At 46.4% G+C, this 26,934-nt stretch carries 28 protein-coding genes; 7 read left to right on the top strand and 21 right to left on the bottom strand.

Annotated features, from left to right (window positions below; translation table 11 throughout):
• Positions 1-210: 210 nt before the first annotated feature.
• From ACQ4M5_RS11130 to ACQ4M5_RS11110, 5 genes are all read right to left on the bottom strand, one after another.
• Positions 211-1,800: a CocE/NonD family hydrolase gene (locus ACQ4M5_RS11130; protein ID WP_430675678.1), complete on the bottom strand. Its 1,590-nt coding sequence runs from the start codon at positions 1,798-1,800 to the stop codon at positions 211-213.
• The gene (locus ACQ4M5_RS11125; RefSeq protein WP_430675677.1) at positions 1,793-2,251 is read right to left on the bottom strand and encodes a cupin domain-containing protein; all 459 of its coding nucleotides are present in this window, start codon (positions 2,249-2,251) and stop codon (positions 1,793-1,795) included. Before ACQ4M5_RS11125 ends, ACQ4M5_RS11130 begins: the two co-directional genes overlap by 8 nt.
• Before the next feature lie 60 nt (positions 2,252-2,311).
• Positions 2,312-2,614 (bottom strand): hypothetical protein, encoded by a 303-nt coding sequence (locus ACQ4M5_RS11120; protein WP_430675676.1) that lies wholly within the window; start codon positions 2,612-2,614, stop codon positions 2,312-2,314.
• On the bottom strand, positions 2,611-3,162 hold the full coding sequence (locus ACQ4M5_RS11115; protein ID WP_430675675.1) for a DUF6036 family nucleotidyltransferase: 552 nt from the start codon (positions 3,160-3,162) through the stop codon (positions 2,611-2,613). The genes ACQ4M5_RS11120 and ACQ4M5_RS11115 overlap by 4 nt, the downstream gene beginning before the upstream one ends.
• 69 nt (positions 3,163-3,231) lie before the next feature.
• Complete coding sequence (locus tag ACQ4M5_RS11110) at positions 3,232-4,200, bottom strand: protochlorophyllide reductase (RefSeq protein WP_430675674.1); 969 nt, start codon at positions 4,198-4,200, stop codon at positions 3,232-3,234.
• 262 nt (positions 4,201-4,462) lie between these two features.
• Here ACQ4M5_RS11110 and ACQ4M5_RS11105 point away from each other — a divergent pair, with 262 nt between their 5' ends.
• Together ACQ4M5_RS11105 and ACQ4M5_RS11100 are read left to right on the top strand one after the other, a co-directional pair.
• Positions 4,463-6,346, top strand: a complete 1,884-nt coding sequence (locus ACQ4M5_RS11105) for a cation:proton antiporter (protein ID WP_430675673.1) — start codon at positions 4,463-4,465, stop codon at positions 6,344-6,346.
• Between the two features lie 477 nt (positions 6,347-6,823).
• A complete protein-coding gene (locus ACQ4M5_RS11100; RefSeq protein ID WP_430675672.1) occupies positions 6,824-8,302 on the top strand; it encodes a NarK family nitrate/nitrite MFS transporter in 1,479 nt (492 codons plus the stop codon).
• Here the strand turns inward: ACQ4M5_RS11100 and ACQ4M5_RS11095 are convergent.
• The 3 genes from ACQ4M5_RS11095 to tyrS are packed head-to-tail and all read right to left on the bottom strand — an operon-like array spanning position 8,299 to position 10,767.
• Positions 8,299-8,844 (bottom strand): hypothetical protein, encoded by a 546-nt coding sequence (locus ACQ4M5_RS11095; protein ID WP_430675671.1) that lies wholly within the window; start codon positions 8,842-8,844, stop codon positions 8,299-8,301. The two genes, ACQ4M5_RS11100 and ACQ4M5_RS11095, sit on opposite strands and share 4 nt — an antisense overlap.
• A gap of 16 nt (positions 8,845-8,860) precedes the next feature.
• Positions 8,861-9,562: an orotidine-5'-phosphate decarboxylase gene (gene pyrF, locus ACQ4M5_RS11090; RefSeq protein WP_430675670.1), complete on the bottom strand. Its 702-nt coding sequence runs from the start codon at positions 9,560-9,562 to the stop codon at positions 8,861-8,863.
• Positions 9,559-10,767 (bottom strand): tyrosine--tRNA ligase, encoded by a 1,209-nt coding sequence (tyrS, locus tag ACQ4M5_RS11085; protein ID WP_430675669.1) that lies wholly within the window; start codon positions 10,765-10,767, stop codon positions 9,559-9,561. The genes pyrF and tyrS overlap by 4 nt, the downstream gene beginning before the upstream one ends.
• A 275-nt stretch (positions 10,768-11,042) precedes the next feature.
• Between tyrS and ACQ4M5_RS11080 the strand changes: the two genes are divergently transcribed.
• Complete coding sequence (locus ACQ4M5_RS11080; RefSeq protein WP_430675668.1) at positions 11,043-12,953, top strand: transglycosylase domain-containing protein; 1,911 nt, start codon at positions 11,043-11,045, stop codon at positions 12,951-12,953.
• 266 nt (positions 12,954-13,219) lie between these two features.
• Here the strand turns inward: ACQ4M5_RS11080 and ACQ4M5_RS11075 are convergent, their stop codons facing one another.
• From ACQ4M5_RS11075 to ACQ4M5_RS11060, 4 genes are all read right to left on the bottom strand, one after another.
• Positions 13,220-13,537: a DUF1825 family protein gene (locus tag ACQ4M5_RS11075; protein WP_068380961.1), complete on the bottom strand. Its 318-nt coding sequence runs from the start codon at positions 13,535-13,537 to the stop codon at positions 13,220-13,222.
• Positions 13,538-13,628: 91 nt separating this feature from the next.
• Complete coding sequence (locus tag ACQ4M5_RS11070) at positions 13,629-15,098, bottom strand: iron uptake porin (protein WP_430675667.1); 1,470 nt, start codon at positions 15,096-15,098, stop codon at positions 13,629-13,631.
• A 66-nt stretch (positions 15,099-15,164) separates the two neighbouring features.
• Complete coding sequence (gloA, locus tag ACQ4M5_RS11065; protein WP_068380956.1) at positions 15,165-15,593, bottom strand: lactoylglutathione lyase; 429 nt, start codon at positions 15,591-15,593, stop codon at positions 15,165-15,167.
• A 9-nt stretch (positions 15,594-15,602) separates the two neighbouring features.
• The gene (locus ACQ4M5_RS11060; RefSeq protein ID WP_430675666.1) at positions 15,603-16,265 is read right to left on the bottom strand and encodes a CIA30 family protein; all 663 of its coding nucleotides are present in this window, start codon (positions 16,263-16,265) and stop codon (positions 15,603-15,605) included.
• Between the two features lie 109 nt (positions 16,266-16,374).
• Between ACQ4M5_RS11060 and ACQ4M5_RS11055 the strand changes: the two genes are divergently transcribed.
• Genes ACQ4M5_RS11055 through ACQ4M5_RS11045 form a run of 3 tightly spaced genes read left to right on the top strand, consistent with a single transcriptional unit; the run spans position 16,375 to position 17,874 of the window.
• Entirely contained in the window at positions 16,375-16,692 is a 318-nt protein-coding gene (locus ACQ4M5_RS11055; RefSeq protein WP_430675665.1) for a type II toxin-antitoxin system HicB family antitoxin, read from the top strand.
• The gene (locus ACQ4M5_RS11050; RefSeq protein ID WP_430675664.1) at positions 16,685-16,945 is read left to right on the top strand and encodes a hypothetical protein; all 261 of its coding nucleotides are present in this window, start codon (positions 16,685-16,687) and stop codon (positions 16,943-16,945) included. Before ACQ4M5_RS11055 ends, ACQ4M5_RS11050 begins: the two co-directional genes overlap by 8 nt.
• 59 nt (positions 16,946-17,004) lie before the next feature.
• A complete protein-coding gene (locus ACQ4M5_RS11045; RefSeq protein ID WP_430675663.1) occupies positions 17,005-17,874 on the top strand; it encodes an alpha/beta fold hydrolase in 870 nt (289 codons plus the stop codon).
• Here ACQ4M5_RS11045 and ACQ4M5_RS11040 read toward each other — a convergent pair.
• The 6 genes from ACQ4M5_RS11040 to hppD form a co-directional block, all read right to left on the bottom strand.
• Complete coding sequence (locus tag ACQ4M5_RS11040; protein ID WP_430675662.1) at positions 17,847-18,635, bottom strand: glycosyltransferase family 2 protein; 789 nt, start codon at positions 18,633-18,635, stop codon at positions 17,847-17,849. The genes ACQ4M5_RS11045 and ACQ4M5_RS11040 overlap by 28 nt on opposite strands.
• 20 nt (positions 18,636-18,655) lie before the next feature.
• A complete protein-coding gene (locus ACQ4M5_RS11035) occupies positions 18,656-19,273 on the bottom strand; it encodes a hypothetical protein (protein WP_430675661.1) in 618 nt (205 codons plus the stop codon).
• 108 nt (positions 19,274-19,381) lie between these two features.
• Positions 19,382-20,476 carry an inorganic phosphate transporter gene (locus ACQ4M5_RS11030; protein WP_430675660.1) on the bottom strand — a complete coding sequence of 365 codons (1,095 nt, stop codon included), beginning with the start codon at positions 20,474-20,476 and terminating at the stop codon, positions 19,382-19,384.
• Between the two features lie 135 nt (positions 20,477-20,611).
• Complete coding sequence (locus tag ACQ4M5_RS11025) at positions 20,612-21,793, bottom strand: methyltransferase domain-containing protein (protein ID WP_430675659.1); 1,182 nt, start codon at positions 21,791-21,793, stop codon at positions 20,612-20,614.
• Positions 21,794-21,809: 16 nt separating this feature from the next.
• The gene (locus tag ACQ4M5_RS11020; protein ID WP_430675658.1) at positions 21,810-22,421 is read right to left on the bottom strand and encodes a hypothetical protein; all 612 of its coding nucleotides are present in this window, start codon (positions 22,419-22,421) and stop codon (positions 21,810-21,812) included.
• Between the two features lie 60 nt (positions 22,422-22,481).
• Positions 22,482-23,570 carry a 4-hydroxyphenylpyruvate dioxygenase gene (gene hppD, locus ACQ4M5_RS11015; RefSeq protein WP_430675657.1) on the bottom strand — a complete coding sequence of 363 codons (1,089 nt, stop codon included), beginning with the start codon at positions 23,568-23,570 and terminating at the stop codon, positions 22,482-22,484.
• A 198-nt stretch (positions 23,571-23,768) separates the two neighbouring features.
• Here hppD and ACQ4M5_RS11010 point away from each other — a divergent pair, with 198 nt between their 5' ends.
• Positions 23,769-24,449: a hypothetical protein gene (locus ACQ4M5_RS11010; protein WP_430675656.1), complete on the top strand. Its 681-nt coding sequence runs from the start codon at positions 23,769-23,771 to the stop codon at positions 24,447-24,449.
• Here ACQ4M5_RS11010 and ACQ4M5_RS11005 read toward each other — a convergent pair.
• From ACQ4M5_RS11005 to psb35, 3 genes are all read right to left on the bottom strand, one after another.
• A complete protein-coding gene (locus ACQ4M5_RS11005) occupies positions 24,446-25,798 on the bottom strand; it encodes an FAD-dependent oxidoreductase (protein WP_430675655.1) in 1,353 nt (450 codons plus the stop codon). The two genes, ACQ4M5_RS11010 and ACQ4M5_RS11005, sit on opposite strands and share 4 nt — an antisense overlap.
• Before the next feature lie 145 nt (positions 25,799-25,943).
• Complete coding sequence (locus ACQ4M5_RS11000) at positions 25,944-26,300, bottom strand: hypothetical protein (protein ID WP_430675654.1); 357 nt, start codon at positions 26,298-26,300, stop codon at positions 25,944-25,946.
• 385 nt (positions 26,301-26,685) lie between these two features.
• The gene (gene psb35, locus ACQ4M5_RS10995; protein ID WP_430675653.1) at positions 26,686-26,889 is read right to left on the bottom strand and encodes a photosystem II assembly protein Psb35; all 204 of its coding nucleotides are present in this window, start codon (positions 26,887-26,889) and stop codon (positions 26,686-26,688) included.
• Positions 26,890-26,934: the final 45 nt, after the last annotated feature.

Genomic DNA, 26,934 nt, shown 5'->3' with positions numbered 1-26,934 from the left:
ATTCATTTCCGGGCGGGTGAATGCGATGAACGATTGCTTTTCAAACACTCTCTTAAGGATGTGAATTTAATCACTCCGAACGTTTGCTTGGCGAATAGAATTCGCAGCTACACAGACAAAACCCGCCGTTGCGGGTTAAGAAACTGGCTGTTAGTCCGCTTGGGGCGGACTTTGTTTGTATCGTCGCGAATTCTATTCGCCGGACTTAATTTAATTCACGACCCTTAGCATTAGCTTTGAAGTTTCAGTGTGAATCATGATCGTAATAATTTGAAAGTCGATCGCGCTTGCTTCTCCCGGTTTTGTGCCTGTTCCCGCATTGACTGGATACGCTGGAAAACAAGCCCCACTCACACTCAATCGAATGGCACTCCCGTTTGGAATGCAAATACAAACGGGCTGCAATGGAATTCGATAACTAGAGAATTCAGGATTGTTGCTGCTGAGATACCCTTGCGAAAAGTTCATCACAGTGCCGTTTGGTTTCACTTCCGAAAGTACAGCACACAGATCGAAACTGGCTGAATCTGAACTTGCATGAAGTTCAACAATCATTTCACCAACTAAATGCAAGTCTGTTTCTAAAGGTGCTGTAGTGTAAGTCAGAACATCACTTCGGGCATCAATGTTTGATCGCTCAAATGCTCCACAAGGATAAGCCACATGACCCCCCAAAGCTGGAACAGGTCGCCAAGGATCATGAACAATCACATCGATCGCACTTTCTGAAATCTCTGAACTTAGCTGTCCGTCTCGATCGTCCATTGATGCGAGTCCCGAACTATTCAGATAGAAAATAGTTTGATCAGCTTTCGGAAATTCAGAGAACGATCGCCATTGATTGCTCCCCATTTCAAACAATTGCACAGGTGGATCAGAGAGGGGTTTATCTTTGAGCCAGTGATCGAACCAACGAATTTGAGCGCGATCGCAAAAACTCACGGCATCGGCTCCATAATAGACTGCTCCAACTTTTCGTCCCCAAGGTAGATGCGCCCAAACTCCAGCGATTAGATGAGCTTGCTTGGTGGAAAGATACGATCGCAAAGTTCCCCGCATATAAGTATCGAACCAGCCACCGATGTAGAGCATGGGAATGTCGATCGAACTTACATCTACAGATAGTTTCTGCCAGTAGGATTCAGAGCAATCGAGCCAATCTTGATAGTACGCATCATAGTGAGCATACTTTTGCAGAATCTCAGGATGTGCAGGAATACGATCGCTTAATGGCAGATTCTTCGCGGCTCTAGAGAGTTCCAAAAATGCAGTTTCATCGCCTTTCAATCTCGCGGTTTCTGCCGCCAGTTGAATCGCCCATCCTAAGTTCGCGAACAAACAAAACGCGCTATTCTCATAAGCCCAATCTTGATAAAGCTCGGGAGCTAACATTGCAGGACAAATTGCTTTCAACGGTTCAGGACGATCGAGAGCAGCATACAGTTGAGTCATTCCCTGATAGGAAAATCCATACATTCCAACTTTGCCATTGCTACGAGGCAAATTCGCTGCCCAATTGACCGTTTCAAACCCGTCTACAGTTTCGTTCTCAAATAGCTTAAATTCGCCCTCTGATGTGCCCCGACCTCGTACATCTTGAATGACTACAATATAGCCCTGAGCCGCGTACCAAATTGGATGAGCATAAACGACTGTCGATGCGATCGCACGTCCATACGGCTGCCGCATCAATAACACCGGAAATGTTCCTTCAGCATCGGGATAGTACACATCCGCATCTAACCGAATGCGATCGCGGGTATACATCGAAAGAGTTTGCTTCGGCAGAACTTTAACCATAAGACAATTGCGGAACCGTCGATCGACGTAATACAGCTAAGTCTTCCTCATCCAATTCGACCGGGGTTCCACTGCGAATCAGTTCTGCGAAGTCCTCGTTTGGAATCATGATACAAAGCGCATACAGCCGATCTGAACCTGTGTTGCGAATCTCATGAATTCCAGTCGGAGGCACGAGCAAACTATCACCCGATCGAATTGGAACTTCTTTCCCGTCACAGATCGCAATTCCTTCACCTTTCAGCACAAAGAACATTTCGATCGCGAGTTGATGTCGATTCGGGGGCGTTTTTCCTCCGATGTCGAAGATTTCAACACAGAGCGTAAGAGAAAAATTCGCGATCGTCGGATCAAATACGATCGCCAATCGGTTCGTATCTTGCGGACTGATGCGGTAGGCTTGATACTCCGTGGGGGATTTGATCACGGGAATCACACAAGATTCTTCCATCGAACGATCCTCAGCATGAAGGTCATTCGTAATTTATAGTTCGCAATTCGTAAGTTTTGTTTATTTATTACGATTTGCGAATGGATAAGTTTGAAGTTCAAGCGCATGACAGAAGCTATTGAGCCTATCAAGCAAAGCATTGTAATAAGGGTAAGCATCCTCGCGCTCAGTCTGAAGGCGGGCGTATAGCTTTAATTCTGGTTCTGGTGCTAAGTGTTGTCTTGGAATCTCTAAGCCCGCATTTGTCAGGCGAGTTGATGCGATCGCAATTAACAGCGCCCCAATCGTGTTCGTTCTTCCTAGACGAAGATCCTCTAATCCAGGCAGGATGATTTCTGCTCCTGGCAATTCTTCTAAATTCATGATGAATCGTCCTCTAGATTTTCGGCACACTGCTTAATAAAGTTCTCGACTTTAGCTCTAAGCTCATCCGGATCAAGCGAGGGAAATCGAATCAATTCAGGTGCAATGGCTTCAAAACAATCCTGTAGGGCTTCTAGGGAGAATAATTTTTGTGTGTACATCGCCCGAACATCATCTAAATCCCGATCGAATCCTCTCGATAACTTAGAGAGAGCTTGAGCGGTGAAATCGTAATGATAGAACGAGATTTGACCGCGTTTGCCAATAAAGACACTGCGGTCGCGCCATCCAGGAAGCGGCGGTAAAAAATCCTGTGGGGAAGCCAATTCGATATTAATGTTCAACTCTCGTTTGATTTTGGCAATCGCTTGGAAAATTCCTGGAGGCTCAGGATCGAGACGAATATCGATATCAACCGTAGAACTGCGCCATCCAACCAATAAGGCACTCGCTCCACCCGTGAAGTAAATGCTGCCTGAACCTTGAGCTTCCCTACCTAAGACTTGCATCAGTCGTTCTATCTTTTGAGGGTCAACGGTTGGACGCATATTTCACACACTGCATTTACTTGAAAGTGCGATCGCCAAAATATCAGAATTTCAGCGATCGCTTCACCGTTACGCTAATCCCACCAATTTCTCGCTCAATTCCCACATCCGTTGTCCTTTCGTATCATCACTTGCCTTTTCGGAAAGCTCTTGGACAAACGATTCGCGTCCTTCTTTCTGACGGTTGCCCCAACTCCAATGCACCCCAGATTGCTTAAATTGAGGATCAGCAACCACTTGAGCGACCCGCTCTCCAGCCAGTTCTTGAGACACATAGCCGCCCGTAATGTTCTTCTGGAACCAAGGGAAAACTTTTTGGAACACAGGCAAGCTATTCCGGAATAACGGAGTATCCGCGACACAGCCCGGATAGAGCGAGTTAAATACAATTCCGGTCGATTCGTGATAGCGACGATGCAGTTCGCGCACCGTAATCATGTTGCACAATTTACTATCTTTGTAGGCTTTTCCAGCTTTGAATGGCTTACCGTCGATCATTGCGATCGGGGCTTTGAATCCTGCCTCCAATCCTTCCAGGTTGCCCAAATCAGCCGGAGCCGGAATCGGAATCTTACCGCCTAATTCTTTCGAGTTCGCCGTGACAGTTCCGAGAATAATCAATCGGGGATCAGCGTGTGACGAATGCTTCAGGTCTTCGAGCATCAAATTGCACAGCAAAAAATGTCCGAAGTGATTCGTGGCAACACTGATTTCGTAACCTTCGGGGCTGCGCTGCGGCTCTTTGAGCAAAGGTAAGTAAACGGCTGCATTACAGACCAACGCATCCAGAGATTTTCCGCTTTCTCGGAACTGCGTCACAAACTTGCGAACACTATCCAGCGAACCCAAATCGATGTGCATCAATGTGTAGCTATCCAGTGACATCGAAAGCGATCGAGCGGCTTGGTCTGCCTTTTCTAAATTTCGACAAGCCATCACCACGTGCCATCCTCGATTGGAGAGCGCTTTTGCAGCGTACAAGCCGACTCCAGAGGACGCACCCGTAATCACGACGGTAGGTTTTTGATCTTGAGTCATTTTCTTAAATCTTCGTGAATCGTTGACTGACTTCATGTTCCCATAAGCGCGATCGCACGATTCGTTTCGCGGCGTTACAAAATGTTGAGTGGGGAGTAGGGGGTGGGGAGTAGGGGGTAAAGGCAAGTGCAAACAGAAATAGTGCAAAGAAAAATACTGAATTTCCTACACCTCACTCCCCACTCCCCACTCCCAATGCCCATTTCATCGCACAATAAGAAAGAAATCCTTCTATACTTTGTTCGCCCCCTTTTCCGCTTTTATGGATGCCACGCTTGAACTGACTTTGCAGATTGTCGTGACCGTAATGGCGGGAATTAGCGCTCAGGTTGTCGCGGAATGGTTAAAGATTCCTGCGATCGTATTCCTCTTACTATTTGGCGTAGTTCTTGGAGCGAGCGGAATCAATTGGCTACACCCGGATCAATTAGGTGCAGGATTAGAAGTTTTGATCGCGCTATTGGTTGCGGTAATTTTGTTTGAAGGTGGCTTTAATTTGCAGTTGCGAGAACTCGATCGAGTCTCCGGTAGCTTGCGAAATTTGGTCACGATCGGGGTTTTGGTGACGATTCTGGGTGGGGGAATTGCGGCGCACGTATTGAGCGAGTTTCCTTGGTCGATCGCCTTTCTTTACGCCTCATTGGTAGTGGTAACTGGTCCCGTTGTGATTAATTCACTGCTGCAATATGTGAAAGTCGATCGACAAGTGGCAACTCTGCTCGAAGGGGAAGGCGTGTTGATTGATCCGATCGGTGCAATTCTCGCGGTTGTTGTTTTGAATGTCGTGCTGAATGGACAATCGAACCCGTTGAATATTGCGATCGACCTAATCGTTCGATTGGGAATTGGAGCGGGAATTGGTGCGATCGGGGCGGGATTGATGGGCGTTTTGCTCAGACGAGCGACGTTTTTATCGGATGACCTCAAAACCTTAGTAGTCTTGGCAGGGTTGTGGGGCTTGTTTGGATTAGCTCAAACCATTCGCAGTGAAGCGGGATTAATGGCGACTGTGGTGGCGGGAATTGTTTTGAGAGCGTTTTCGCTGCCAGAAGAACGATTGTTAAAGCGGTTTAAAGGACAGTTAACGACGCTTGCAGTTTCAGTTCTGTTTATCTTGCTATCTGCTGATTTATCGATTCCTGGACTTTTTGCTTTAGGTTGGGGTGGATTGTCTACTGCATTCGTATTAATGCTCGTTGTTCGTCCGATTAGCGTTTTCATTTGTACTTGGAAAAGCGATCTCAATTGGCGACAAAAAATCTTTCTCAGTTGGGTTGCTCCCCGTGGAATTATTGCAGCTTCAGTTGCATCAATTTTTGCAATTCTGTTAACGCAACGAGGGATTAACGGGGGTGATTCGATTAAAGCCTTAGTATTTTTAACGATTATATTAACGGTCGTATTGCAATCTGTGAGTGCTCAAGTTGTTGCAAATCTATTAAAAATTACCGCAGAAGATACGACCGGAGCCGTGATTGTGGGCTGTAGTCCTCTAAGTTTATTAATTGCTCGATTGTTTCGCGATCGTGGAGAGTCGATCGCCCTAATCGACACCGAACCCGATTCTTATCCAACCGATGAAAACCTCAGAGTCTTTATTAGCAGTGCTTTAGACACCGAAGTATTAGAAGAAGCGGGACTCGCCTCTGTGGGCACATTTCTCGTGATGACGAACAATGGCGAAGTGAATTTGGTCTTGGCGCAAAGAGCGATCGAGGAATTTTCCCCGCCGCGTGTTTTCTCAGTTTCTCCTGCGGATTCTGCTGCTTCAGTCAAAATTCAACCTGCATTTGCACCTCAATTCAACTTAAAAACATGGAATCAGTTTCTATCCGATAACGCTGTTAAGCTCGGTGAGACTGAGTTTCAAGCGGATAACTTTGAAGTTCAGCAAGCTCGATTACGAGCAATGGTGGAATCGGAAACATTGTTGCCTGTGTTGTTAGAACGCGATCATAGTTTGCAAGTTTGTCCAGCGGATTCAAATTGGCAAGTGGGCGATCGATTAATCTACTTGCTGCATGATCCGAAGCCCAAATTGCTCAAAGTCTTGGGCGGCTCAAATCAGACTCGATTGACACTCGAAAAACTACCTGAAATCGAAGAAATTCCAGAGCCAGAAATGAAGCCTGAAGTGGTTCAATAACTCAGATTTTGAATCAGTCTCAACAAGCCATTTTCAAGGCTCTCGTTCATCGCCTTCGCCCGCCCCGGAATGAATTCGGGGCTAACAGAACAAAGTCCACTGAAGGGGACTAAGAGACGATTTCAGCTTCTTCAGTCCCGTTTAGGGGACTTCGCACCGATAGCCCCGAATTCATTCCGGGGCGAGATAGCGCAGAGGACGAAACGCCCAACATACCTCTTATTGAAAGTGGTGCAAAATTTAAGACAATCCTCTATTCCAGTTCCGCATCGCATCGATTTGATCCCTGCACTTTGAATATTGCTTTGTTACAGAGAATACATTTATTGCGATCGATGGCTTCTATAACTGTAGTCGTTGTTTCACTTCAGAAGACACATCTATCGATCGATAGATGTTGCAGGAAAACCTTGCTCCTTAGCAATCGTAAACAGCAAGGTTTATCAGTTGTTTCTTTTTTACTAAGGACATTCTACGATGCTGCGCGGATTACTGTCATTTCGAGGTCCGTATCGGATCTTAAATTTTGCTTGGTTTGCTTTCTTTCTAACCTTCGTCGTTTGGTTTAACTATGCACCATTCTCGACTGTGATTCGAGAAGATCTGCATCTTACCGTTGCTCAAGCGAGAACACTCGGACTGTGTAACTTAGCATTAACCATTCCAGCCCGAATCATTATTGGAATGTTGCTCGATCGCTTTGGTCCAAGAATTACTTACTCAGCATTGCTCATTTATGCAGCCCTTCCTTGTTGGGCATTTGCGGCAGCACAAACCTTTGATCAATTGGTTTGGAGCCGATTGGCGATGGGAATTGTAGGAGCAGGTTTTGTCGTTGGAATTCGTCTAGTTGGGGAATGGTTCTCAGCGAAACAGATTGGACTCGCACAAGGGATTTATGGCGGTTGGGGAAACTTTGGATCGTTTGCATCGGAGGCTTTCTTACCGTCGATCGCATTTGGCAGTGCCTTTCTCTATTCGGGACATGAAAATTGGAGATTCGCGATCGCGCTTTCTGGTGTGATTTCGCTAGTCTTCGGCATTCTGTTTTACATCAATGTTCGCGATACTCCGCCTGGTAAAGAGTATCAACGTCCTGCCCGGAATGGTGGCATGGAAGTGACTTCGAGAAAGAGCTTTTGGGCATTGGTTCTCACGAATGTTCCATTGTTTGCTGCAATGGGCTTGATTGCTTGGAGATTGCAGTTAGTGAAATTCCTCACTTCTACTGCAATGTATAGTGTTTGGTTTGGTTTAGTGCTGTTGTTTATATTGCAGACGTATCAAGCATTCAAAGTCAATCGTGAAGTTGTTCTTGGTGAAAAAACCTACCCGAATCGCGATCGATATGAGATCGGACAAGTCTTTGTGTTAGAGCTTGCGTATGCAGTGAGTTTCGGTTCAGAGTTAGCAGTCGTTTCAATGCTGCCAGAGTTCTTTGAACATACATTCAACCTGAGTCACCAAATTGCAGGTCCCGTTGCAGCAACTTATCCATTCATGAATTTGATTGCTCGTCCTGCGGGTGGCTTGATTTCAGATCGAATTGGTAGCCGCAAATGGACATTAACCGCGATGATTGCGGGAGTCGGAGTTGGGTACATGGTGATGAGTCAGATTCATTCGGGACTACCTTTACCGATCGCGGTTCTGTTAACAATGGGCTGTGCTTTCTTTGTCTTTGGGGGTGCAGGTGCGACTTTTGGAATTGCTCCTTTGCTCAAACGCCAGGTTACAGGACAGATTGCAGGGAATATTGGAGCTTATGGCAGTGTTGGATCAGTTCTTTATGCGACTACTTATAGTTTGTTACCGCATACGACTGAGGGAAGTCAGAGTTTCTTTCAAGTGTTGGGAATTGCGGGAATTGTAGTTGCATTCTTGTGTGCGTTCTTGCTGAAAGAGCCGAAAGCGACGAAGCAAGAGATCGCGGAAGCTGCAATGTTGGCTCACTAACGCTTCACTCGAATCCCTTGAGCATTGCAGTCTCGTAACCAAAGTTGAATTGCTTGTCCGATCGCTCCGTCGCGGCTGTCTCGTGGTGGAGTGATTGGCTGATTCGGGGTCGTTGTGCCGATTCGAGTGAACATGAGTGCGAGTTGCCACCCTTCTGAAGTTTGAGTGAGAAATAACCAGTGAAATTGTTGAATGTCGATCGCTTTTCCGCTAACAATTTCCCGCTCTAAAGTCGTGATGAAAACCTGCTTTAAAGTCGGATCAGTTGGACGATTACTATTCAATGGCAAAGGTTGAAATTCGGGTCGTCCTGCTAGAAGAACGGAATTTCTAGGGAGACGAATGGTTCCGAGGCGCGATGCCTCTGGCACACGCAGACGTGCCCGCACAATCACCCGATTGGCGTATCCAGGAAGATCAGGTAAAAGGGCTTGAACCAATGGCTCGATTTCTCTTGGACAGGCAATTCGAGCCGCTTGGACAGGGGAAATGGGGAATAGATTGGCGATCAGAATGCCGATCGCAATAATGCACGATCGCATGATTTAGTCCTCAAAACTACGCCAATTCCTCACAAATACGATCGAATGCCGCCACCGGATCATCTGCTGCTGTAATCGGTCGCCCAATCACCAAATACGAAGCTCCTGCCTGAATCGCCTGTTTCGGTGTCATAATCCGCTGTTGATCTCCCGCTGCTGCCCAAGTCGGACGCACTCCTGGACACACCAAAACAAATTCATCGCCGCAAACTTGCCGTAATTGAGCCACTTCATGCGGCGAACAAACTGCACCCGATAACCCGCTTTCTTTTGCCAATAACGCCATTTCGAGCGCATATTCTGGCAGTTCCAGCGGAATTTTCAACTCAAACGCCAGCGATCGAGCCGATAAACTCGTCAATACCGTAATCGCAATCAATCGAGAAGGCATGGAACCTTCGGGCGTATTTGAGACGATCGCTTTTTGTGCCTGTTCTAGCGCCGTTTTTCCCGCTGTGGCATGAATCGTAATGAGATCGGCTCCAAATCGTGCCGCTGCTCCACAAGCTCCCGCAACCGTGTTGGGAATATCGTGGAATTTCAGATCTAGAAAAATCCGTTTTTCGCGCTCTTTTAGAATCTTTAGAATATTCGAGCCGCTGCTGACAAACAGTTCTAAACCAACTTTCCAGAATGTAACTTGAGGAAGTCGATCGACCAGTGCGATCGCGGCTTCTTCTGACGAAACATCAAGCGGGACAATAATGCGATCGTTCATGGCACGAACCGGACGAATTTGTTTTTACCAAGCTGGAGAACTTTTCCAGTCAAAGCTTCTGGCGATTCAAACAGCAAATCGACCGTACTCATTTTTTCACCCTCAAGTTTGACTGCTCCACCTTGGATCTGTCTCCGCGCATCAGAACTAGATTTACACAAGCCCGCAGCCGCTACGAGATAGAACAATTTCGCTGGAAACTGTACTCCAGACAGCGAAAACTCTGGAACTGAATCACTTTGCGATCCTGCACCTTGAATGAGGCTTAGAGCGGCATTCTGAGCTTCTAGAGCGCGATCGTTGCCGTGATATTGAGAAACGACATCTAGCGCGAGTAATTTTTGTCGATCGCGCGGATTTTCCGGCAGTTGATCGAGCGGTAAATCGGTTAAAAGCTCGAAATATTGTTCGATCGTGCTATCCGGTACTTTCTCTAATTTCGAGTACATACTCAGCGGATCTTCAGACAATCCCACGTAATTGCCCAACGATTTCGACATTTTCTGAACGCCATCTAACCCTGGCAAAATCGGCATCAATAGTCCAAATTGCGGATTCTGTCCAAAGTGCCGCTGTAAATCGCGTCCCACTGCCAAATTAAACTTTTGATCCGTTCCGCCCAGTTCGACATCTGCTTCGAGCGCCACCGAATCGTAACCCTGCATCAACGGGTATAAAAACTCGTGCAGGTAAATCGGATTCTCCTTCCTATAGCGCTCCGCAAAACCTTCTTTTGCCAACATTTGCCCGACCGTCATCGTCGCCAGCAACTCCAGAATCTTGCTCAAATCCAGCTTTGACAACCATTCCGAGTTATAGCGAATCTCCAACCGTCCGGGCGTATCAAAATCCAAAATCGGGCGCAACTGTCTAAGGTAAGTTGCCGCATTCGCCTTCACGTCTTCCTCGGTCAATTGCTTCCGAACCTCTGATTTTCCAGTCGGATCACCGATTCTCGCGGTAAAATCACCGATCAAAAGCACTGCTGTATGTCCGGCATCTTGAAACTGTCGCAACTTCCGGTAAATCGTACTATGACCCAGATGAATATCCGTCCCCGTTGGATCAATTCCAAACTTAATCCGCAGCGGTTTATCGCTCTTTTCCAAGCGAACCCGTAAATTTTCCGTGGGTTGGTTTGAATCCGGTTGATCTGGGAAAATCTCCGTCGTGCCCCGAAACAACCAGTCAAGAGAGTGAGACATACTTTATACTTTTGAGAAAAATCAATGGTCTAAAAAATGGGCGGCTTGTACGAACCGGATCTTAGCCACATTACTATAAACGTTGGCGCTCTGAGCTTCATCGAAACTTTGTTCCATTTTTCCAAGTCTCAATTATCCTACTAGAGTTGCTTCACCTGATCCCGGAAATGCCCCAGTGTTCAAGCGTTTGGTTCAAGTTTTTGCGGAACGGTTCCTCAAATCCCTGAATCTAGTTTCTTAAGTTCCCTAAGTTCTTAGCTAAAAGAGAGTTTGCCGTGTCGTCGAATACCCTTAGACAAAAGCAGCAGAGACAACCCGAAACCACTCTAGAATTCGTCCAGTCGGTGGGCAAAGTCACAGGTGGAACGCTTCTAGCGATTACGATGCTGTCGAGTTCCGTGATCGCTGGAGGTCTGGTTGGACTGGCGATTAGTTTTCGGAATTTGCCCGATGTGCGATCGCTTCGAGGCTACAAGCCCAGCGAAACTACGCACATCTACGACATGAAAGGTAAAAAACTCGCCAGTATTCACGGAGAAGCCAACCGCGAAGTCGTGCCGCTCAATAATATTTCGCCCCATCTGAAGCGAGCGGTGATCGCGATCGAGGATAGCTATTTCTATTCGCACCAAGGGGTCAATGCGGGCGCGATCGCACGGGCAACGGTCGCTAACTTGTCAACGGGACGAACCGTGGAAGGGGGTTCTACCCTGACGATGCAGTTGGTGAAAAACCTGTTCCTGTCGCCTGAACGAGCGATTAGTCGAAAAATTGCAGAGGCGGTTCTTTCCCTCCGAGTAGAGCAGATTTTCAAGAAAGACCAAATCTTGGAAATGTACCTCAACCAGATTTACTGGGGACACAACAACTACGGAGCGCAAACCGCTGCTCGGAGCTATTTCAACAAAGACGCGGCAAATCTGAACCTGGCTGAATCCGCGATGATGGCAGGCTTGATTCAATCGCCGGAAGCGCTCAGTCCCTTTGCAAACATGAAGGCAGCAAAAGCGCGTCAAGCGGATGTGCTCAATCGGATGCGGGAATTGGGCTGGATTACGGCGCAAGAAGAAGCCCAAGCCCGAAAACAACCGATCAAACTGGGCAGAATTACCTCATTCCAAACGAGCCAAATGCCGTATGTGAGTGATGCGGTTGTCAAAGAATTAACTCAGAAATTTGGACGGGATGCGGTTCTCAAGGGCGGAATGCGGATTCAAACCACGATCGATTCGAGAATGCAGCGAATTGCAGAAGATACGGCGCGTCGCTGGCTTGGAACGCTGAACGCTCAAGGTGTGTATGCCGATCAAATGTCGATCGTTTCGGTTGATCCCCGGACTCAATTTGTGAAAGCGATGGTGGGTGGGGTCGATGCGAAAAAGAGCCAGTTCAACCGGGCGACTCAAGCGCTGAGACAACCCGGATCGGCTTTCAAACCGTTCGTATATTATGCGGCGTTTGCTTCCGGTCGATATGCGCCCGATTCGACGATTCTGGATGCGCCTGTGAGTTATCCAGATGGGTATGAAACGTATTCTCCCCAGAACTACGATCGAAGTTTTGGTGGTGCGATGACGCTCAGACGCGCTCTGGAAACTTCTCGGAATATTCCAGCGATCAAATTAGGGCAAGAAGTTGGCTTAAATAAAGTCGTCGAAATCTGTCGCAGTATTGGAATTAAAAGCCCGATCGATCCAGTCATTTCGCTCCCTCTAGGTTCGGTCGATTTAACTCCGTTGGAAATGGCGGCTTCTTACGCTGCGTTTGCGAATAATGGCTGGTACTCGGATACGACTCTGATCGCGCAAGTCACCGACAGCAGCGGCAATGTCATTTTGGACAATACGCCAAAACCAAGATTGGTACTGGATTCTTGGGCATCTGCGGCGTTGAATGATGCAATGCAAGGGGTGATTACTCGCGGTACGGCAACAGCGGCTCAAATCGGTCGTCCTGCGGCGGGTAAAACTGGAACCACTTCTTCTGAGCGGGATATCTGGTTTGTGGGCTATGTGCCTCAGCTTTCGACTGCGGTATGGGTTGGAAATGATGACTACACGCCGCTTGGACAGGGTGCGACTGGAGGAACATTTGTCGCTCCGATCTGGCGTGATTTCATGTCACAGGCGTTGCAGGATGTCCCAGTTGAACGGTTCCGTCCGCCATCGGATTTCGATCGACCGTAGAGCGAATTTGAGTAGAGGCACAGAATGTTGTACAGGTTCGCGTCTCTACGATAAATGCAGGCACGATTTGTGTAGCAGTAGAAGCTTAGAGTAGGACATCCTCGGAGTTGCCCCCAAACCCCCAATTCTGGGGGCTTAAGACTCTTGCTCCCCCAAACTTGGGGGCTGGGGGGCTTTTTAGAAGTTTCCTAACTGAAGTAGGTATCGCTACACTTTTCAAACACCCTCTAAAAAAACTCCGGTACAAAGACTCGGAGTTCCAAATATTATTTATCAATTTGCGATTTCATTCGTTCCAGCGTTTGAGTCATTTGATCAAACATCTGTTGTGGAGTCATTCCCGCCTGTCCTAGCTGAGTTTTAAGCTGCTCGACCATCATCTGAGCCGAGAAATCCTCAGAAAGCTCAAACCGCTTCATAAATACCTTATAGCGATCCATGATGGCTTCCATCTGTTCGATGTACATCAGTTTGCCTTCACGATCGAACTTTCCATAACTGCTACCTAACTGAATCAGCGATTGATAGTCCTGAAACAGTTTTTTCGCTTCTTCTTGAACAATTTCGGAGTCAAAAAATCCCATTGGTCTGAGCAAGGATGTAAATGGTGATCTATCCTGAACTCATCATATTCTATGGATTTGCCCCTCGGTAAGTAGTGTTTTCACTACCGTTTTAGAAACCATACAAAACTCGCAGTGACCATTCGACGATCGTGGGACTTGCCCGATTATTTGGATTTGAGACGATCGTAACGGAGGGACTAATATTTAAGCGATCGTTGAGCAATAATCCAAAAAATGCCTCAAAATTCGTCTGAGTTTCATTGCCTAAACGTCTCGTAATAAAGGGCTGTCCAACGGCAACTCCTGCTCTTGATCCTGGGATGAGAAAATTCTGAAAGGTCACTCCCAATGCCCAAGTTTTCGGATTGAGATCAAGGTCTTGCTGCAATAGCCTGTTAAATCCTTGATAGTTGCCAATTCCCAATCGTCCAAAGATTCCGAACACGCCAAATCGTTGTTGGATTGCCCACTCTGCACTAATCCCCGCTGCATTAATTTGAGTGCCATTGATCTCAGCATTTGTGTATTGAAGTTGAACTTTAATCGGTGCTGTCGGGACGGCGTATTCAGCTTCGACACTGGCTTGATAGCGATCGCGAAAGAGTCCCGCATTTGCATTCGAGGAATCCGCCGCAGCATATAGCGCTCTCAAAGTGAGATTACGATCGAGTGACCAAGCGATCGCGGCTCCCGCTCCTCCGAATCGATCGATTTCGTTCTGCACAATTAAGGGATTATTCGCAAAAAAGCTCGACCCGAAATTATCTCCGGTTTGATTGGCGAAAGAATTACGATCGATAAAATCACTCGGCGGCAAATTTGATCCGACTGCAATTTCTAAATTTTCAGTTGGACGAAACGCATAATACAGCTTACGAACTTTCAAATCGCGGCTTGCTCCAACCGGATCGAGTCCGCCACCATCTGCAAGAATTCCAGTCGTTCCGAGCAAATTTTGTCGATCGTTCTGTGCTCGTGCGATCGCATCTTCGCCATTGTTTCCTGCTTCAAGCTGAGTCACTAAGCGATCGTCACCTTGTAAACTGGTCAGTAAATTCAATCGCACACGAGAAATTACTGTCGTGTCTGAGTTTGTGCCATTTGTGACAACGTAATACACTTGCCCATTGAGCTTTGTGGTTGGTGAGAACTGCTGACGTTCTTGAGTGGCAATGCGGCTTTCGATATTATCAACCCGCGACCGTAGTTGCGATAATGCGCCACCATACGCATTGATCAATCGTCGAATCGTTTGCACATCGTCTGCAATCGTTGAGCCTGCATTGCCAGCGAGTAATTGCTCTTCGATCCTGCCGATTACCGTCGCGATCGTGGCTGCAAATTCATTTCGGGTTAAAGGACGATTGCCGCGAAATGTTCGGTCTGGATAGCCTGCAAGTACTCCATAGCGTTCGACGAGAGACTGTACAGCTTGAAATGCCCAATCGGTAGGACGCACATCAGACAATTCAGAAACCGAAGTCACTTGATCCATCGGATTAGACTCTTGTGACCTCGCAGGAGAAGCAATCAGCACTAAGCTACTCAAGCCGATTAAGAACCAATTCGCTTGTCTCACACACACACTCCTCACGGGCTGCCGAACTCCAATCAGTTATAACAGCCTGCGAGGAATTGTCTCAAATCAAGCGTTAGCTGTCGCAGCTTTTTTCTCAGATTCAGAGCCTTGTGTACCGAGTTGAATCAGTTCCACTTTGTATCCGTTTGGATCTTCGACAAAGGCAATCACAGTCGAGCCATGCTTCATCGGTCCCGGTTGACGAGTCACTTTTCCGCCCCGTTGTGCGATCGCGTCACAAGTTGCGTAAATGTCATCAACGCCGATCGCAATATGACCGTAAGCATCGCCTAGTTCATAGTTCTCTTTGCCCCAGTTGTAAGTGAGTTCTAGCACCGCTGTATCCGATTCATCTCCGTAACCGACGAATGCCAGCGTAAATTCTCCACCGGGATAGTCTTTTTTCCGTAACAGCTTCATGCCGAGCAAATCGCAGTAGAAATTCAGCGACTCATCAAGATTTCCGACTCGAAGCATCGTGTGTAATAACCGCATCTGATTCTCCTAATAAGCAGCGATCGACGAAAGTTCTAGACGAAATGATCCGGGTGTAAATCTCGGATTCAATCCGCCATCATATTCAAATTTACTTAGCATCAGTTGAAAAGAGCGAATCTGATTGGGAGAAATCTTCGCATCTGGGACAGTTTTTGCCCGAAATACTGGAATTAGCTCAGTGAACGGAATCTGTACCGTGATCCATTCATTCGCTACAGTATCAAACGAATGAGAATAGCCCACACTGTCCCAAGCATCTCCATCTCGGACTAAGAACTTATAGCGGTTGCCATCTCCTTTTAATCGAAGTTCGATCCCTGTGAAGTTTGAGAGATCGATCGGAGGTTCAAAATTGCGAGTCCGAATCGAGGCAAAACCGCCAGAATTTGCTGTAGAGACATTCCCAGAAAAAACTGCTGCTCCATTCTCCAATCGAACACCGCTATCACTCACGCCGCCCATCACGACATCATCGAGCGCACCCCAAGTATTTTGGATATCGATCGATAAACTGCTAAAGTCGAAAATCACTTGATTATCGTAAGTCGGTTGGGGATTGGGGCGAGGTTGAAACATTTTTTGCAGCCAACTAACAACAGGAATCGCTTCAAAGTAGTCTAATGTTTGCACGAATCGACCTAAATCCCATTGCGATCGTGGTTCATTCATGGCGTTCTCCAAGCTGAGGGACTGTTTTCATTGTAGGAAATCTACTCTTTGTCGATCAGAGTGATATCGCATTGTGATATCACTAAAAACGCTGCATATAGGAAGGACAATGCTGACTTATAAAGGCTACAGAGGGCAGATTGAGATCGATACGGATGCTGGTATTCTATTTGGTCGCGTCTTAGATATCAGAGATGTAATCACCTTTAGAGGTAAAACTGTAGAGGAAGCAGTACAAGCTTTTCAAGACTCGATCGATGATTATCTAGAGTTTTGCCAAGAACGAGGAGAAGAACCGAATAAGCCATTTTCTGGAAAGCTTCCATTTAGAACAACACCTGAGCGGCATCGACAGGTTTATATTGCGGCGCAAAAAGCAGGGAAAAGCATTAATTCTTGGATGGATGAAGTGTTAGAGCATGTTTGAAAAGTATAGGAAGATGCTTCACTTCGATGCCATTTCGCCCGTGATTGGAAATCACGGTCTATCGGAACAAAGTCCACTGAAGGGGACTGAAAGCCAGTTACAGCAAACTCTTCAGTCTGTTTCAACAGACTTCGTTCCGATAGCCCCGAATTCTATTCGAGGGGCGATTGATGCGATGAACGACTACTTTTCAAACACCCTCTTAGGTCGTGCAGCAGAAGAAGTATTGCGTGAAGGTTCTACCGAAAGTTAATTCTTCTGCCTCGATAGAATTTGCTGTAATGAAAGGGACGATTTTGGCGATCGACAAATATGCTAAGATTTCACCCCCCAGGATTCGGGCAAAAGTTCACCCAAACTAGCTTAGGCACGATCGCTTATTACACTCGCGCTCAAACTAGCGACGAAACGCCGATCGTATTCCTGCATAGTTTCGGTGGCGGTTCTTCAGCTTATGAATGGTCGAAGGTCTATCCAGTGTTTGATCCGATCGTGGCTGTGGATTTAATCGGTTGGGGAGATTCGAGCCATCCTGCTCGTGACTATCGACCGGATGACTATGTGATGTCGATCGAGGAATTTCTCAAAAAAATCTCAGACCAGCCTGTTCATTTGGTTGCCGCTTCGTTGACGGGTGCGTTTGCGATTCGGTTAGCGGTGCAGCATCCGGAATTAGTGCGATCGCTCTTTCTGATTTGCCCTTCTGGGTTCGATGATTTTGGGCAAAATGCAGGGCGGCGAATTCCGCTAGAGATCATCAATACGCCGATTTTGGATCGAATTATTTATACGATCGGGGCAACAAATGATTTGGCTGTGAGGAATTTCTTGGAAAATTTCTTGTTTGCGAATCGCGATCGTGTGACTCCAGAAATGATCAATGCCTATCTCGAATCGGCTCGAAAACCAAATGCGGATTATGCAGCGCTGTCATTTTTACGCGGTGATTTGTACTTCGATTTAGCACCTTATTTGCCACAGTTGAAAACACCAACCTCGATCGTTTGGGGTAGTCAGGCACAATTTACTGATGTGCAACTTGGACGAGAAATCGCAGCAATGAATCCGGATGCAATTCGAGAGTTTCAGATTGTGCCAGAATCGGGCGTTTTAGTGCATTTAGAACAGCCTGCGATCGTGGCTCGATTGTTACTTCAGTGGTTGAAAGCAGAAATTGATTGAGTAGATTTGTTCTGCCATTTCTCGATTAGCTGATTGAGAATTTGTCGATCGACATTCGTTAATACTTTGTGTTGCAATAGATTCGACAATTCTGTTGCCCATTCTTTGTAAGTCGATCGACCAATCACGCCCTCAGAAGTTTGAACATAATCGACTAGAACAGAGGGAAAAATGCAAAACTGTTTCCATCGATCGAGACACTGGAGAAAATATTCGTAGTCCGCAAACACTTTATAATCAGGATTCCAGCTTGGAGCATTCTCACGAAGATGGGCGAATCCATTGCTATCAAATAGAGCTTTATGCTGAACAAAATCGCTGACGGTGCTATTTAAATCTGGAGAAATAAACGGTTCTCCTTGTTTGATTAATTCACCATTTTGAACAATATTTCGTCTGCGATGTTGCTGAACCATGCAGCACCGAATTTGAGAATTTTGTTGGAAGAATGCTTTAATTTCTGCGACGAATTGAGGCGCGATCGCATTATCATCATCCAAATAAGCAACAATCTCACCTGTCGCGATCGATAACCCTAGATTTCGAGCAATACACAGCCCGAAACTTGTTTCAGAATGATCAATTTCTCGGTAAATAACGGTTGTGAATGGCTGGATTAATTCGCGGGTTTTCGCATCGCATCCGTCATTAATCACAATCCACTCGAACTCAGAATCAGACTGATTCAAAATACTGGGAAGGGCGCGAGTTTCGAGAAGATGCGATCGACGATGAGTAGCGGTAATTAGACTCAGCTTCATTCGTCGATCGCGCCTTCAATTTATCGATTTGCTGGCTGATTTGTCGGCTGATCCGCAGTCCGAGGATAAGCAACATCCACAAAGCCCATTTCGAGCAATTGTTGATAGGCTTGCTTACCTAAATCGCGGGTCGGTTGTTGGCTTCGGATAATCTGAACCAACAGCGGGACAGCTAATTCCGATTGATTCATTGCCCGATGCACCAATGCCAAACGGTAGGTCGCTTGATCTCGCAGTTGTGCAGCTTCCAACGCTTTCGTGCGCTGACTATCTGCCACACGGGTATCCACCCCAGAGAAGCTTGCCGCTAACTCTTGGTAGAAATTTGATAGCTGATTGTAGACCTGACGGGCTTCCTGGAGCTTTTTCATTGCCACAGGTAGATTCTGTGATTTGACAGCTTGATCGGCTTCATCCATCAGCCGCTGTCCACCCTGCAAACTTAATAAACCGCCACCCTGAGCAGGTGTTGGACGCACCACGTTTGGATCATTCGGACTGATCGGACGAGCTTGACCGCTTCCTGATCCGGGCGTTTGTGCCTGAACGGACGGGGCTTTGAGCATCACACCTGCAAGCATTGAGAGCGAAAGAATGCCAGCGATGGAAAGGGGTTGAATCGTTCTCAGATGAGCCATGAATTTTGCAGAATGCTAGTAGGACTACTTGGAACCTTCGGATCTTATCATTGTGAGATCCATTTTCAGGTGAAGTGATCCGATTCCTTTTTGTTCCCTAGCATTTAATTATCGGTGCAAAATCCAGTAGAAGAATGCGCTGAGAACGGCTGCGATCGGTAAAGTTAGCACCCAAGATAAGAGAATTTGAGTGAACACTTTCGCGTTTGCCTGCCGCGAAATCAATCCCACTCCAAAAATTGAGCCAACCGAAACATGAGTGGTAGACACAGGCAACCCAAATCGACTCGCAGCAATCACGAGAATTCCGGTGATCAAATTCGCGCTAAACCCTTGCCCAGAGTTCATCGCAGTGATGCGTTTACTCATCGTATCGGCAACTCGTCGAGCATTGAGCAAGCCCCCGATCGCCATTAGAACCGCGATCGCGAATGCGCCTCCCTGCATCGAAACTGCCTGAATTCCCATCATCAAAGGCACAATTTTCGGTGTATCGTTCAGACCTCTAGCAAAACTCACGACTCCAGCACTGAGAAAATGAGCGGCATCAATTAAGCGTTGATTTTTCACGCCCCATGCTTTGCCAACATAGCGTTGATTGCAATCCTCGATCGTTCCAGTGGTGAAAGACGGAGCACCTACTGCGATCGTACTATCCGCAAATTGCATCGTTGTTTCACCCACACAAACGCAATTCTCTTTCTCAATTCCAAGTTTAAGCCGAAGGTAATGGGTGATCGAATACACGATCATCCCCAACGGAATCGCTAAAACCGGACTCAATAACAACGGTAAGAGAAATGATTTTTGCAATGCTGCAAAATTAACACCCGTTCCAATTGCAACCAGTCCAGCTCCAACCAGCGCTCCGGTTAATCCATGAGTTGTCGAAATCGGAAATCCTAATTGAGTTGCCAAGATCACGGTAATTCCGGCAGAAAGCGCGATCGCTAAATGAAAGTCAGCCCCATTCGCGATCGCGTCGGGAACTAAGCCTTTCCCTGAGAAGCTTTTAACCAATGCTGAAGCTAAGAAAATCGAACAGATTGAGCCAGCGAAGGTTGTGATCGTTGCCCAAGCGATCGCGGTTTTGTAGTTGGTGGTTTGGCTGCCAAATAGGGTGGCAACTCCCTTGAAATTATCATTTGCGCCGTTGGAATAGGCTAGAAACAATGTGGCAAGAAAAAGCAGTGCTAGATACACGGAAAACTTTCCTGAAACGACATCCCAAAATCATCGAAGCAATTACCGTTTCTTGGTCTAGCATTAACTCTTTCTTAACCTTACTGTCAAAAATAAAGCGCGATCTTAATTGCAGGATCGCGCTCAAACCTAGAGTCAGCAACAACTTTGGGGGCTGCAACAATCGCTGCTAGATTGCTCGATCGTATCTCGATAATCCATTCCTTTTGTCACTTGCGGATCGCGAATTTGATCACCAGAACAGCGAAACGGTTCCGCTTCCTCTAATGAAATCTCAACACGAGGCTCAACCGGAATGATATCAGCTTGATAAGCACCATTTGGATTGGTGTAGATGTGAAACGTTTTATCACAGACTGCCATGCGTTCACCCCGATAAAGGGTATGTCCATCGTCGTCTTGCACCGCTTTCCAAGGACCGCGATAAATTACTGCTTGATTGCGTTCCCAACATTCGCCCTGTTTGCCTTTGAACGCTCGAACGGTGAGCGATCGAAATTCCACTCCATCAAGCACTTGCCAAGGTTCACTCTGCCGCGCCAAAATTTCCACTCCATAAAATCCAGCTTGCTCAAACATTTCTAGAAATTCGTGTTCGAGAAATGCTCCAGCAATACAACCGCTCCAGAGTTCAGGATCGTTCAGGATTTTTTCAGTTGGAGGCTCATCACAGACAATATCTGAGATTACAGCGCGTCCACCACGTTTGAGAACACGAAAGATTTCTTGAAACAATTGTTTTTTATCTTGAGGACGAACGAGATTAAGTACACAGTTGGAAATAACAACATCAACGCTATCTGAAGCGATTAAAGGTTGAGATTGACGTAAGCGATCGCATTCCGCTTCAAATGCTGCGATCTCGGCAACTGAACGGATAGGACTCTGATCTAGCCACTGTTGGACTAAATCTAAGTTCAGCGCTAAATCCTGAATCTTGCCTTTGACAAATTCTACATTCTGATAGCCGAGCTTTTCGCTCATTGGAAGCAGATATTTACGCGATAGACCGAGCATTTCATCGTTCATATCGACCCCGATGATCTTCCCAGTTGCGCCCACTTTTTGCGCCAGAATGTAGCAATTCTTTCCTGCTCCAGAACCCAGATCGACCACTGTTTCACCGGAATTTACATAGCGAGTTGGATCGCCACAACCATAGTCTTTTTCAATGATTTCCTGCGGCAAGATCTCTAGATAACGCGAGTCATAGCCATCAGTCGGACAACAGAGAGAAGCTTGAGGCTGCTGTGCGCCTGCTTCGTACCGTTCGCGGACGGCTTGCTCGATATCGTAAGGAATTGCAGTATCAGTCATGTTGGTAGCTCCTAAATTATTTAACGGTAAAAGAACGATCGCTAATTGATCGTTCTTCTACGCTCATTTTCACATTCCATTTCCCAGCTTGCGATTGGGGTGTGAGCGGTGCATTGCAAGTCACAACCCAAGGCGATCGACTAATTTCCTCAGTTTGGTAACGGCTTTGATGGACAATTTGACCTGTTGAATTACTCCACCGACAGCTAATTCTAAGTCGATTATTGATAGGAGCATTTTTTAGGGTCACGCGGTAAAAAATTTGCTGATCTTTTTGTCGATCGAATTGTGTCACGGGCTTGGCTGAACTTTCCAAAGTCACAATGTGCTGAATTGCTCCAATTCGATTGAGTTGATTTTCACGCTTCTGATGAACAACCGCGATCGTAGTGGTTAAGCCTGCAATCATAATCGCGATCGTAGACAGCACAATCTTCTTTCGCTGCTGTTTCTGAAACAACAATCGACGGTGATGAACCTGAGCGATCGCAGCTTCGAGCAAATCGTTTGGCAGGTCTAAGGTTTGGAGAATTTCTTTAATCTGGTGATCATCGAATTCGCTGTCGTCTTGTAAACGATCGAGTTCTGCGACGATTTGATCAAGTTGGGCTTCGGTCAGGGTAGCCATACGCAAAACAGGGAGGTATGGATCAGTCATACCATGAGAACTTTAGGCTGAATTTAACTCTTAAAGATTTCCTCGTAAAGCTTGCTCACGCTCGATCGCTTCAAATAACGATTTGAAATTTCCTTCGCCAAAACCTTGTGAGCCATGCCGTTCAATGATTTCAAAAAATAAGGTTGGTCGATCTTGAACCGGACGAGTGAAGATTTGTAGTAGATAACCTTCACGATCGCGATCGACTAAAATTCCAAGTTCCGCTAATTGCTCGATCGATTGATCAATCTTGCCGATTCTCGCTTCTAAATCGGTGTAATACGATCGCGGCACGTTCAAAAATTCAATTCCTAACTGTTTGAGTTTTGTCACCGTATCGATAATGTCATGCGTCAGATACGCGACGTGCTGCACTCCGCCGCCGTGGTTGTAATCGAGAAATTCCTGGATCTGAGATTTTCCTTTCCCGATCGCAGGTTCATTAATCGGTAGTTTGATCGCTCCGGTTGTATTCTGCATTACCGATGATGTTAGCGCAGAATAATTCGTGGTAATCACGCTTTCGTCAAATTGTACTAACAAATCTAATTCCAACACGTTTCTAAAGAAGTTGACCCAGTGTTCCATCTTTCCTTTTTCGACATTGCCAACCACGTGGTCAATTTTGATCAATCCAGCATTCATCTGTGATTGGGTCAAACGAGGAACAAATCCAGGCGCAAAGATGCCGTAATATCGATCGCGTTCCACAAATTTGATTAAGGTATTGCCATAGCCGTAGATTGTGGCATATCGATAAATTCCGTTTTCGTCTCGTTCTTCTGTGGGTGGAACGGCTGATAATGCTCCTCGTGCAGTACTGATAGAAAAAGCTCGATCGACGTTTTTCACGCTCAAGGCAATGATCGCAACATGATCGCCGTGTTTAGCTGTTTTTAATGCGATCGGATGGTCGGGATCAAGCGCAGCACTTAGAACTAATCGAATCTCACCTTGTTGCAGCACATAAGAAGCGACAGAGCGCGATCCGGTATCGAGTCCGCGATAAGCGATCGACTGAAACCCAAATGCGCGATCGTAAAACATCGCTGCCTGTTTTGCATTACCGACATACAGTTCTAAATGATCAAACGATTGAATCGAAACAGCATCACTCATGCAAAGCGTCACTATCCATAAAACTCAGCCTAGAGAAAGTCATAGCATTTCAGCAAGATCGACCCTGATTTTTTTACCGATAACTATAGAATTGTCGTGAAACGCTCTACTAGGCTATTCCTAAACTTAGGACAAATAAATATACCTCCAGAGAGATTGCCAGAATTTTGAACTATCCGACGTTTGTTTCAAAACTCGATGAATCATTCCTCAATGTCCCATCCTGATTCTGAAGATCGAGTGTTCTATTCCACCGTGGTCTTAGAACATATTGTCCCCAACTGTAATAAAGCTGCATTTCGGAATTGGCAACGCGCCTTAATTCGGAATGCAAAACAGCATGAAGGATTTGCTAGAGCAGATCTTTCTGCTCCGTTGCACTGTGAAAACGGGGTGATGAAATGGTATTCGATCGTACATTTCAACACGCCCGATCACTTAAACGACTGGCTGAATTCTGACGATCGCGCTGAGGTCGTTCAATCCGGTCGATCGATTTTCGAGAACTATAAATTTAAGTCATTCACGACGGGACTCGAAGGATGGTTTTCGACCGAAGTGGGAGAAGAGCGATCGAGCTTGGGTCCGCCACCTTGGAAACAAGTGATGGCAGTCGTTCTAGGACTGTATCCGCTGGTAATGATTCAGTCGAAATTGTTCGCGTTCTGGGGTTGGCAACCGTCCGCAAGCCTGACGCTATTGAGTAACTTCATCACATCCTCGCTCTTAACTTGGGCAGTGATGCCAAACATTACGAAAGGCTTCCGCTTCTGGTTGCAGCCTGCTTTTCGAGCCTCTGAGCGCAAAAATGATCTAATCGGTGCAGCGATCGTATTGACTGCACTCGGATTGATGGTGTCTTTGTTCTCTCAGCTTTAGGAAACACTCGATCGAGCTTCTTCCTCGGCATTGAACCAAGAGCGATCGACAGTGCAGCCCAAATACTCTTGAATCCGTAGTAAATCTTTTTCTGCGTTGCCCAAACAAGTCGTCGCACCCGGTGAAGGCGTGACATTAAATCGAATCCCGTTGCCAGGATCAATCTCGGCTTGTCCCAGAATCAATTTGCCCTGTGGTTTATCAATCAACTGTGGACGAATTCCACCCACACCATGAGCAAATTCCAAATCCTCAAGCTTCAGAGAAGGCACAATCTTCCGCGCATCTTGCAGGAACAATCGACGATTCACCCCTGGCACTTCAAACGCCATATTTTTGAAAATATAGTTGCGAATGTCCCGCACTTTGAACAAATCCCAAACAACAGCACTCACTGTTCGATCGAGCCGTAGTACTTCCAGATAATCCACAAAGGTTTGCAAGTTACGACGCTCTAACAATGGTAGCGGGAGCGCAGTCGGACCAAATCGAGTTTTTCCAGGCTGACTTACATCCGGATCACCATGAATCGCCGCAAACGGAAGCTTATCATTCTGAACGGTATAAACCTTACCATTTAGAACTTGCGGCGTGTAGTAAAAGTTTCCCGCCACAGGTAAACAAGAATATTCCAGCCCGATCCCCATCCGATGCGCGAACAATAAACTATGTCCGCCAGCAGACACGACTACATATCGAGCCATCATTGAACTATCAGCCGTGGTAATCCGATACTGATTGCCCACAGGCTCGATCGATTGCACTGGACTGCCCAATCGCAGATCAACAGTTTTATCGCTCACTGCTTGAGCTTGCTGAACCATCGATTGCGCCAAGGTTCCATAGTTAATTGCGGTGTAATCATCGAGAACCGCGATCGCTGCTAATTCTTCCGGTCGATCGTGCCCTTGGACTTTCACCACACTCGGCTCAATCTCTGCAATCTGAGCTTTGTCTAAAAGCTGCATTCCAGCAAAATGTGGCTTAAAAGTTTCATATCGTTGCCGGATTAAATCGCTTTCCGTCGCTCCCACCCCCATTACCATTTTGTGATAGCGGAAGATGACACGATCGCGCATTTCAGCAGGCAATTGAGCCGCATATCGAACCAGCATATTTGCCGATCGTCGTACCTTGAGTGCTTTTTCCAGGCTGTAGTTCGTTTCGATGTCGCCGCAGTGAATCGTTTGACTATTGTTGCTCGATTTAGAATTAACAGCCGCCACCTGGGGATATTTTTCGACCAATGCAACTCGCTTCAAATCCGTAAAGGTGGCAAGCGAATACAGTAAAGCGGCTCCCGTGACACCACCGCCAATCACCACGACATCATAAACCTGATCAGTCATCTCTTTGAAGTACGATACATAAGCTCATTCAGCCTATCGTAGCGCACTTCAAATGACTTCTGATGTTTGGGAAAATGTTGACGCAACAAAAAAACCGTCCGAGAATTGAACGGTGTCAAAATGATTGGATAGACCAGATTTGGGATTAGTTCCCAAATGTGCTTCTAAAGGTTTTCATGTTGGCATCCACCGCGTTCATAAAACCACGATCGCTTAAAATGCTCTCCGGTAAACGATTCGCTCGAATTGCGGCTCTCACGACATCGTTTGCAGTCAAAGTCCCTTGATTACAACCATCAGTAAACACTCCATAGCCCCGTAAGCCTTGCTCGCGGAAATAGCCTTGATAGGCTAGATTCACGACATTATAGGGAGTCAGGAGCGGAGTCGTAACTGTCGAAGCAGTCGAAGTGGTCGCGGCAATCGGTTCAGCTTTCGCGATCGAGACCGGAAGCAGAACAGAAGTTAGGATCAAGCCCAGCATGAGTTTCCAGTTGTACATATCCTTTCTCCCAAGGTTGCGTTCAAGAAAGTATGACATCTGCGGATGACTTAACTTGTAGCCTGAGAAACAAGCTGGAAACTGTAGCTTTTTCGCTGTTTATTTGTTGTTTAGACTAAAGTTTTAATCATAAGAACACTCAGCAAAGTCGCTACTCGATCGGTTGAAATCACAAAGCCTTTCTTTCTCCAGACAGATGCCCCCTATTTCTACGACCAAAATTGGCACTTGTCAACTCTCAAAACTTGATTGAAAGGATTGAAAAAAAAGAAGTCCGCATAGGCGAACTTTCTCAGGGAAAATAAATTTTCATGCTAGGCGCGAGCCTAACTTAGCTCTAGAAGAGCGCTTTGATGTATCTTCGATGACTTTATCTTCGATCGACTTAAAGACCGGGAGTTTCTTCTTTTTGAACTTCAGGAACGATATCGGGGCGTTCTTTATCTTCCCAACCCACCGGGCGCTTTGAGTTGTACCATGCGAGCGAACCGAACGTTACGGCAGCAATAAATCCAACCACATAAACAACAGTAAACGACACCGGGAACTGCATTCCAGGCTTCGTTGCGACTTCTAATAGAAGGTTCATGTAAAATGCTCCTGTGAATTTTTTTACTGAAACCAGAGTATCAGA

Origin of the sequence: Leptolyngbya sp. AN10 (assembly GCF_050565645.1) — a bacterium.
Taxonomy (GTDB): domain Bacteria; phylum Cyanobacteriota; class Cyanobacteriia; order Leptolyngbyales; family Leptolyngbyaceae; genus Leptolyngbya.
This window is presented reverse-complemented; position numbering and strand designations above follow the sequence as displayed.

What these genes read in the sequence shown, in the direction of transcription:
- ACQ4M5_RS11130 (WP_430675678.1), bottom strand. Translation starts at nt 1,800, where the DNA reads ATGGTTAAAGTTCTGCCGAAGCAAACTCTTTCGATGTATACCCGCGAT.
- ACQ4M5_RS11125 (WP_430675677.1), bottom strand. Translation starts at nt 2,251, where the DNA reads ATGGAAGAATCTTGTGTGATTCCCGTGATCAAATCCCCCACGGAGTAT.
- ACQ4M5_RS11120 (WP_430675676.1), bottom strand. Translation starts at nt 2,614, where the DNA reads ATGAATTTAGAAGAATTGCCAGGAGCAGAAATCATCCTGCCTGGATTA.
- ACQ4M5_RS11115 (WP_430675675.1), bottom strand. Translation starts at nt 3,162, where the DNA reads ATGCGTCCAACCGTTGACCCTCAAAAGATAGAACGACTGATGCAAGTC.
- ACQ4M5_RS11110 (WP_430675674.1), bottom strand. Translation starts at nt 4,200, where the DNA reads ATGACTCAAGATCAAAAACCTACCGTCGTGATTACGGGTGCGTCCTCT.
- ACQ4M5_RS11105 (WP_430675673.1), top strand. Translation starts at nt 4,463, where the DNA reads ATGGATGCCACGCTTGAACTGACTTTGCAGATTGTCGTGACCGTAATG.
- ACQ4M5_RS11100 (WP_430675672.1), top strand. Translation starts at nt 6,824, where the DNA reads ATGCTGCGCGGATTACTGTCATTTCGAGGTCCGTATCGGATCTTAAAT.
- ACQ4M5_RS11095 (WP_430675671.1), bottom strand. Translation starts at nt 8,844, where the DNA reads ATGCGATCGTGCATTATTGCGATCGGCATTCTGATCGCCAATCTATTC.
- pyrF (WP_430675670.1), bottom strand. Translation starts at nt 9,562, where the DNA reads ATGAACGATCGCATTATTGTCCCGCTTGATGTTTCGTCAGAAGAAGCC.
- tyrS (WP_430675669.1), bottom strand. Translation starts at nt 10,767, where the DNA reads ATGTCTCACTCTCTTGACTGGTTGTTTCGGGGCACGACGGAGATTTTC.
- ACQ4M5_RS11075 (WP_068380961.1), bottom strand. Translation starts at nt 13,537, where the DNA reads ATGGGATTTTTTGACTCCGAAATTGTTCAAGAAGAAGCGAAAAAACTG.
- gloA (WP_068380956.1), bottom strand. Translation starts at nt 15,593, where the DNA reads ATGCGGTTATTACACACGATGCTTCGAGTCGGAAATCTTGATGAGTCG.
- ACQ4M5_RS11060 (WP_430675666.1), bottom strand. Translation starts at nt 16,265, where the DNA reads ATGAATGAACCACGATCGCAATGGGATTTAGGTCGATTCGTGCAAACA.
- ACQ4M5_RS11055 (WP_430675665.1), top strand. Translation starts at nt 16,375, where the DNA reads ATGCTGACTTATAAAGGCTACAGAGGGCAGATTGAGATCGATACGGAT.
- ACQ4M5_RS11050 (WP_430675664.1), top strand. Translation starts at nt 16,685, where the DNA reads ATGTTTGAAAAGTATAGGAAGATGCTTCACTTCGATGCCATTTCGCCC.
- ACQ4M5_RS11045 (WP_430675663.1), top strand. Translation starts at nt 17,005, where the DNA reads ATGCTAAGATTTCACCCCCCAGGATTCGGGCAAAAGTTCACCCAAACT.
- ACQ4M5_RS11040 (WP_430675662.1), bottom strand. Translation starts at nt 18,635, where the DNA reads ATGAAGCTGAGTCTAATTACCGCTACTCATCGTCGATCGCATCTTCTC.
- ACQ4M5_RS11035 (WP_430675661.1), bottom strand. Translation starts at nt 19,273, where the DNA reads ATGGCTCATCTGAGAACGATTCAACCCCTTTCCATCGCTGGCATTCTT.
- ACQ4M5_RS11025 (WP_430675659.1), bottom strand. Translation starts at nt 21,793, where the DNA reads ATGACTGATACTGCAATTCCTTACGATATCGAGCAAGCCGTCCGCGAA.
- ACQ4M5_RS11020 (WP_430675658.1), bottom strand. Translation starts at nt 22,421, where the DNA reads ATGGCTACCCTGACCGAAGCCCAACTTGATCAAATCGTCGCAGAACTC.
- hppD (WP_430675657.1), bottom strand. Translation starts at nt 23,570, where the DNA reads ATGAGTGATGCTGTTTCGATTCAATCGTTTGATCATTTAGAACTGTAT.
- ACQ4M5_RS11010 (WP_430675656.1), top strand. Translation starts at nt 23,769, where the DNA reads ATGAATCATTCCTCAATGTCCCATCCTGATTCTGAAGATCGAGTGTTC.
- ACQ4M5_RS11005 (WP_430675655.1), bottom strand. Translation starts at nt 25,798, where the DNA reads ATGACTGATCAGGTTTATGATGTCGTGGTGATTGGCGGTGGTGTCACG.
- ACQ4M5_RS11000 (WP_430675654.1), bottom strand. Translation starts at nt 26,300, where the DNA reads ATGTACAACTGGAAACTCATGCTGGGCTTGATCCTAACTTCTGTTCTG.
- psb35 (WP_430675653.1), bottom strand. Translation starts at nt 26,889, where the DNA reads ATGAACCTTCTATTAGAAGTCGCAACGAAGCCTGGAATGCAGTTCCCG.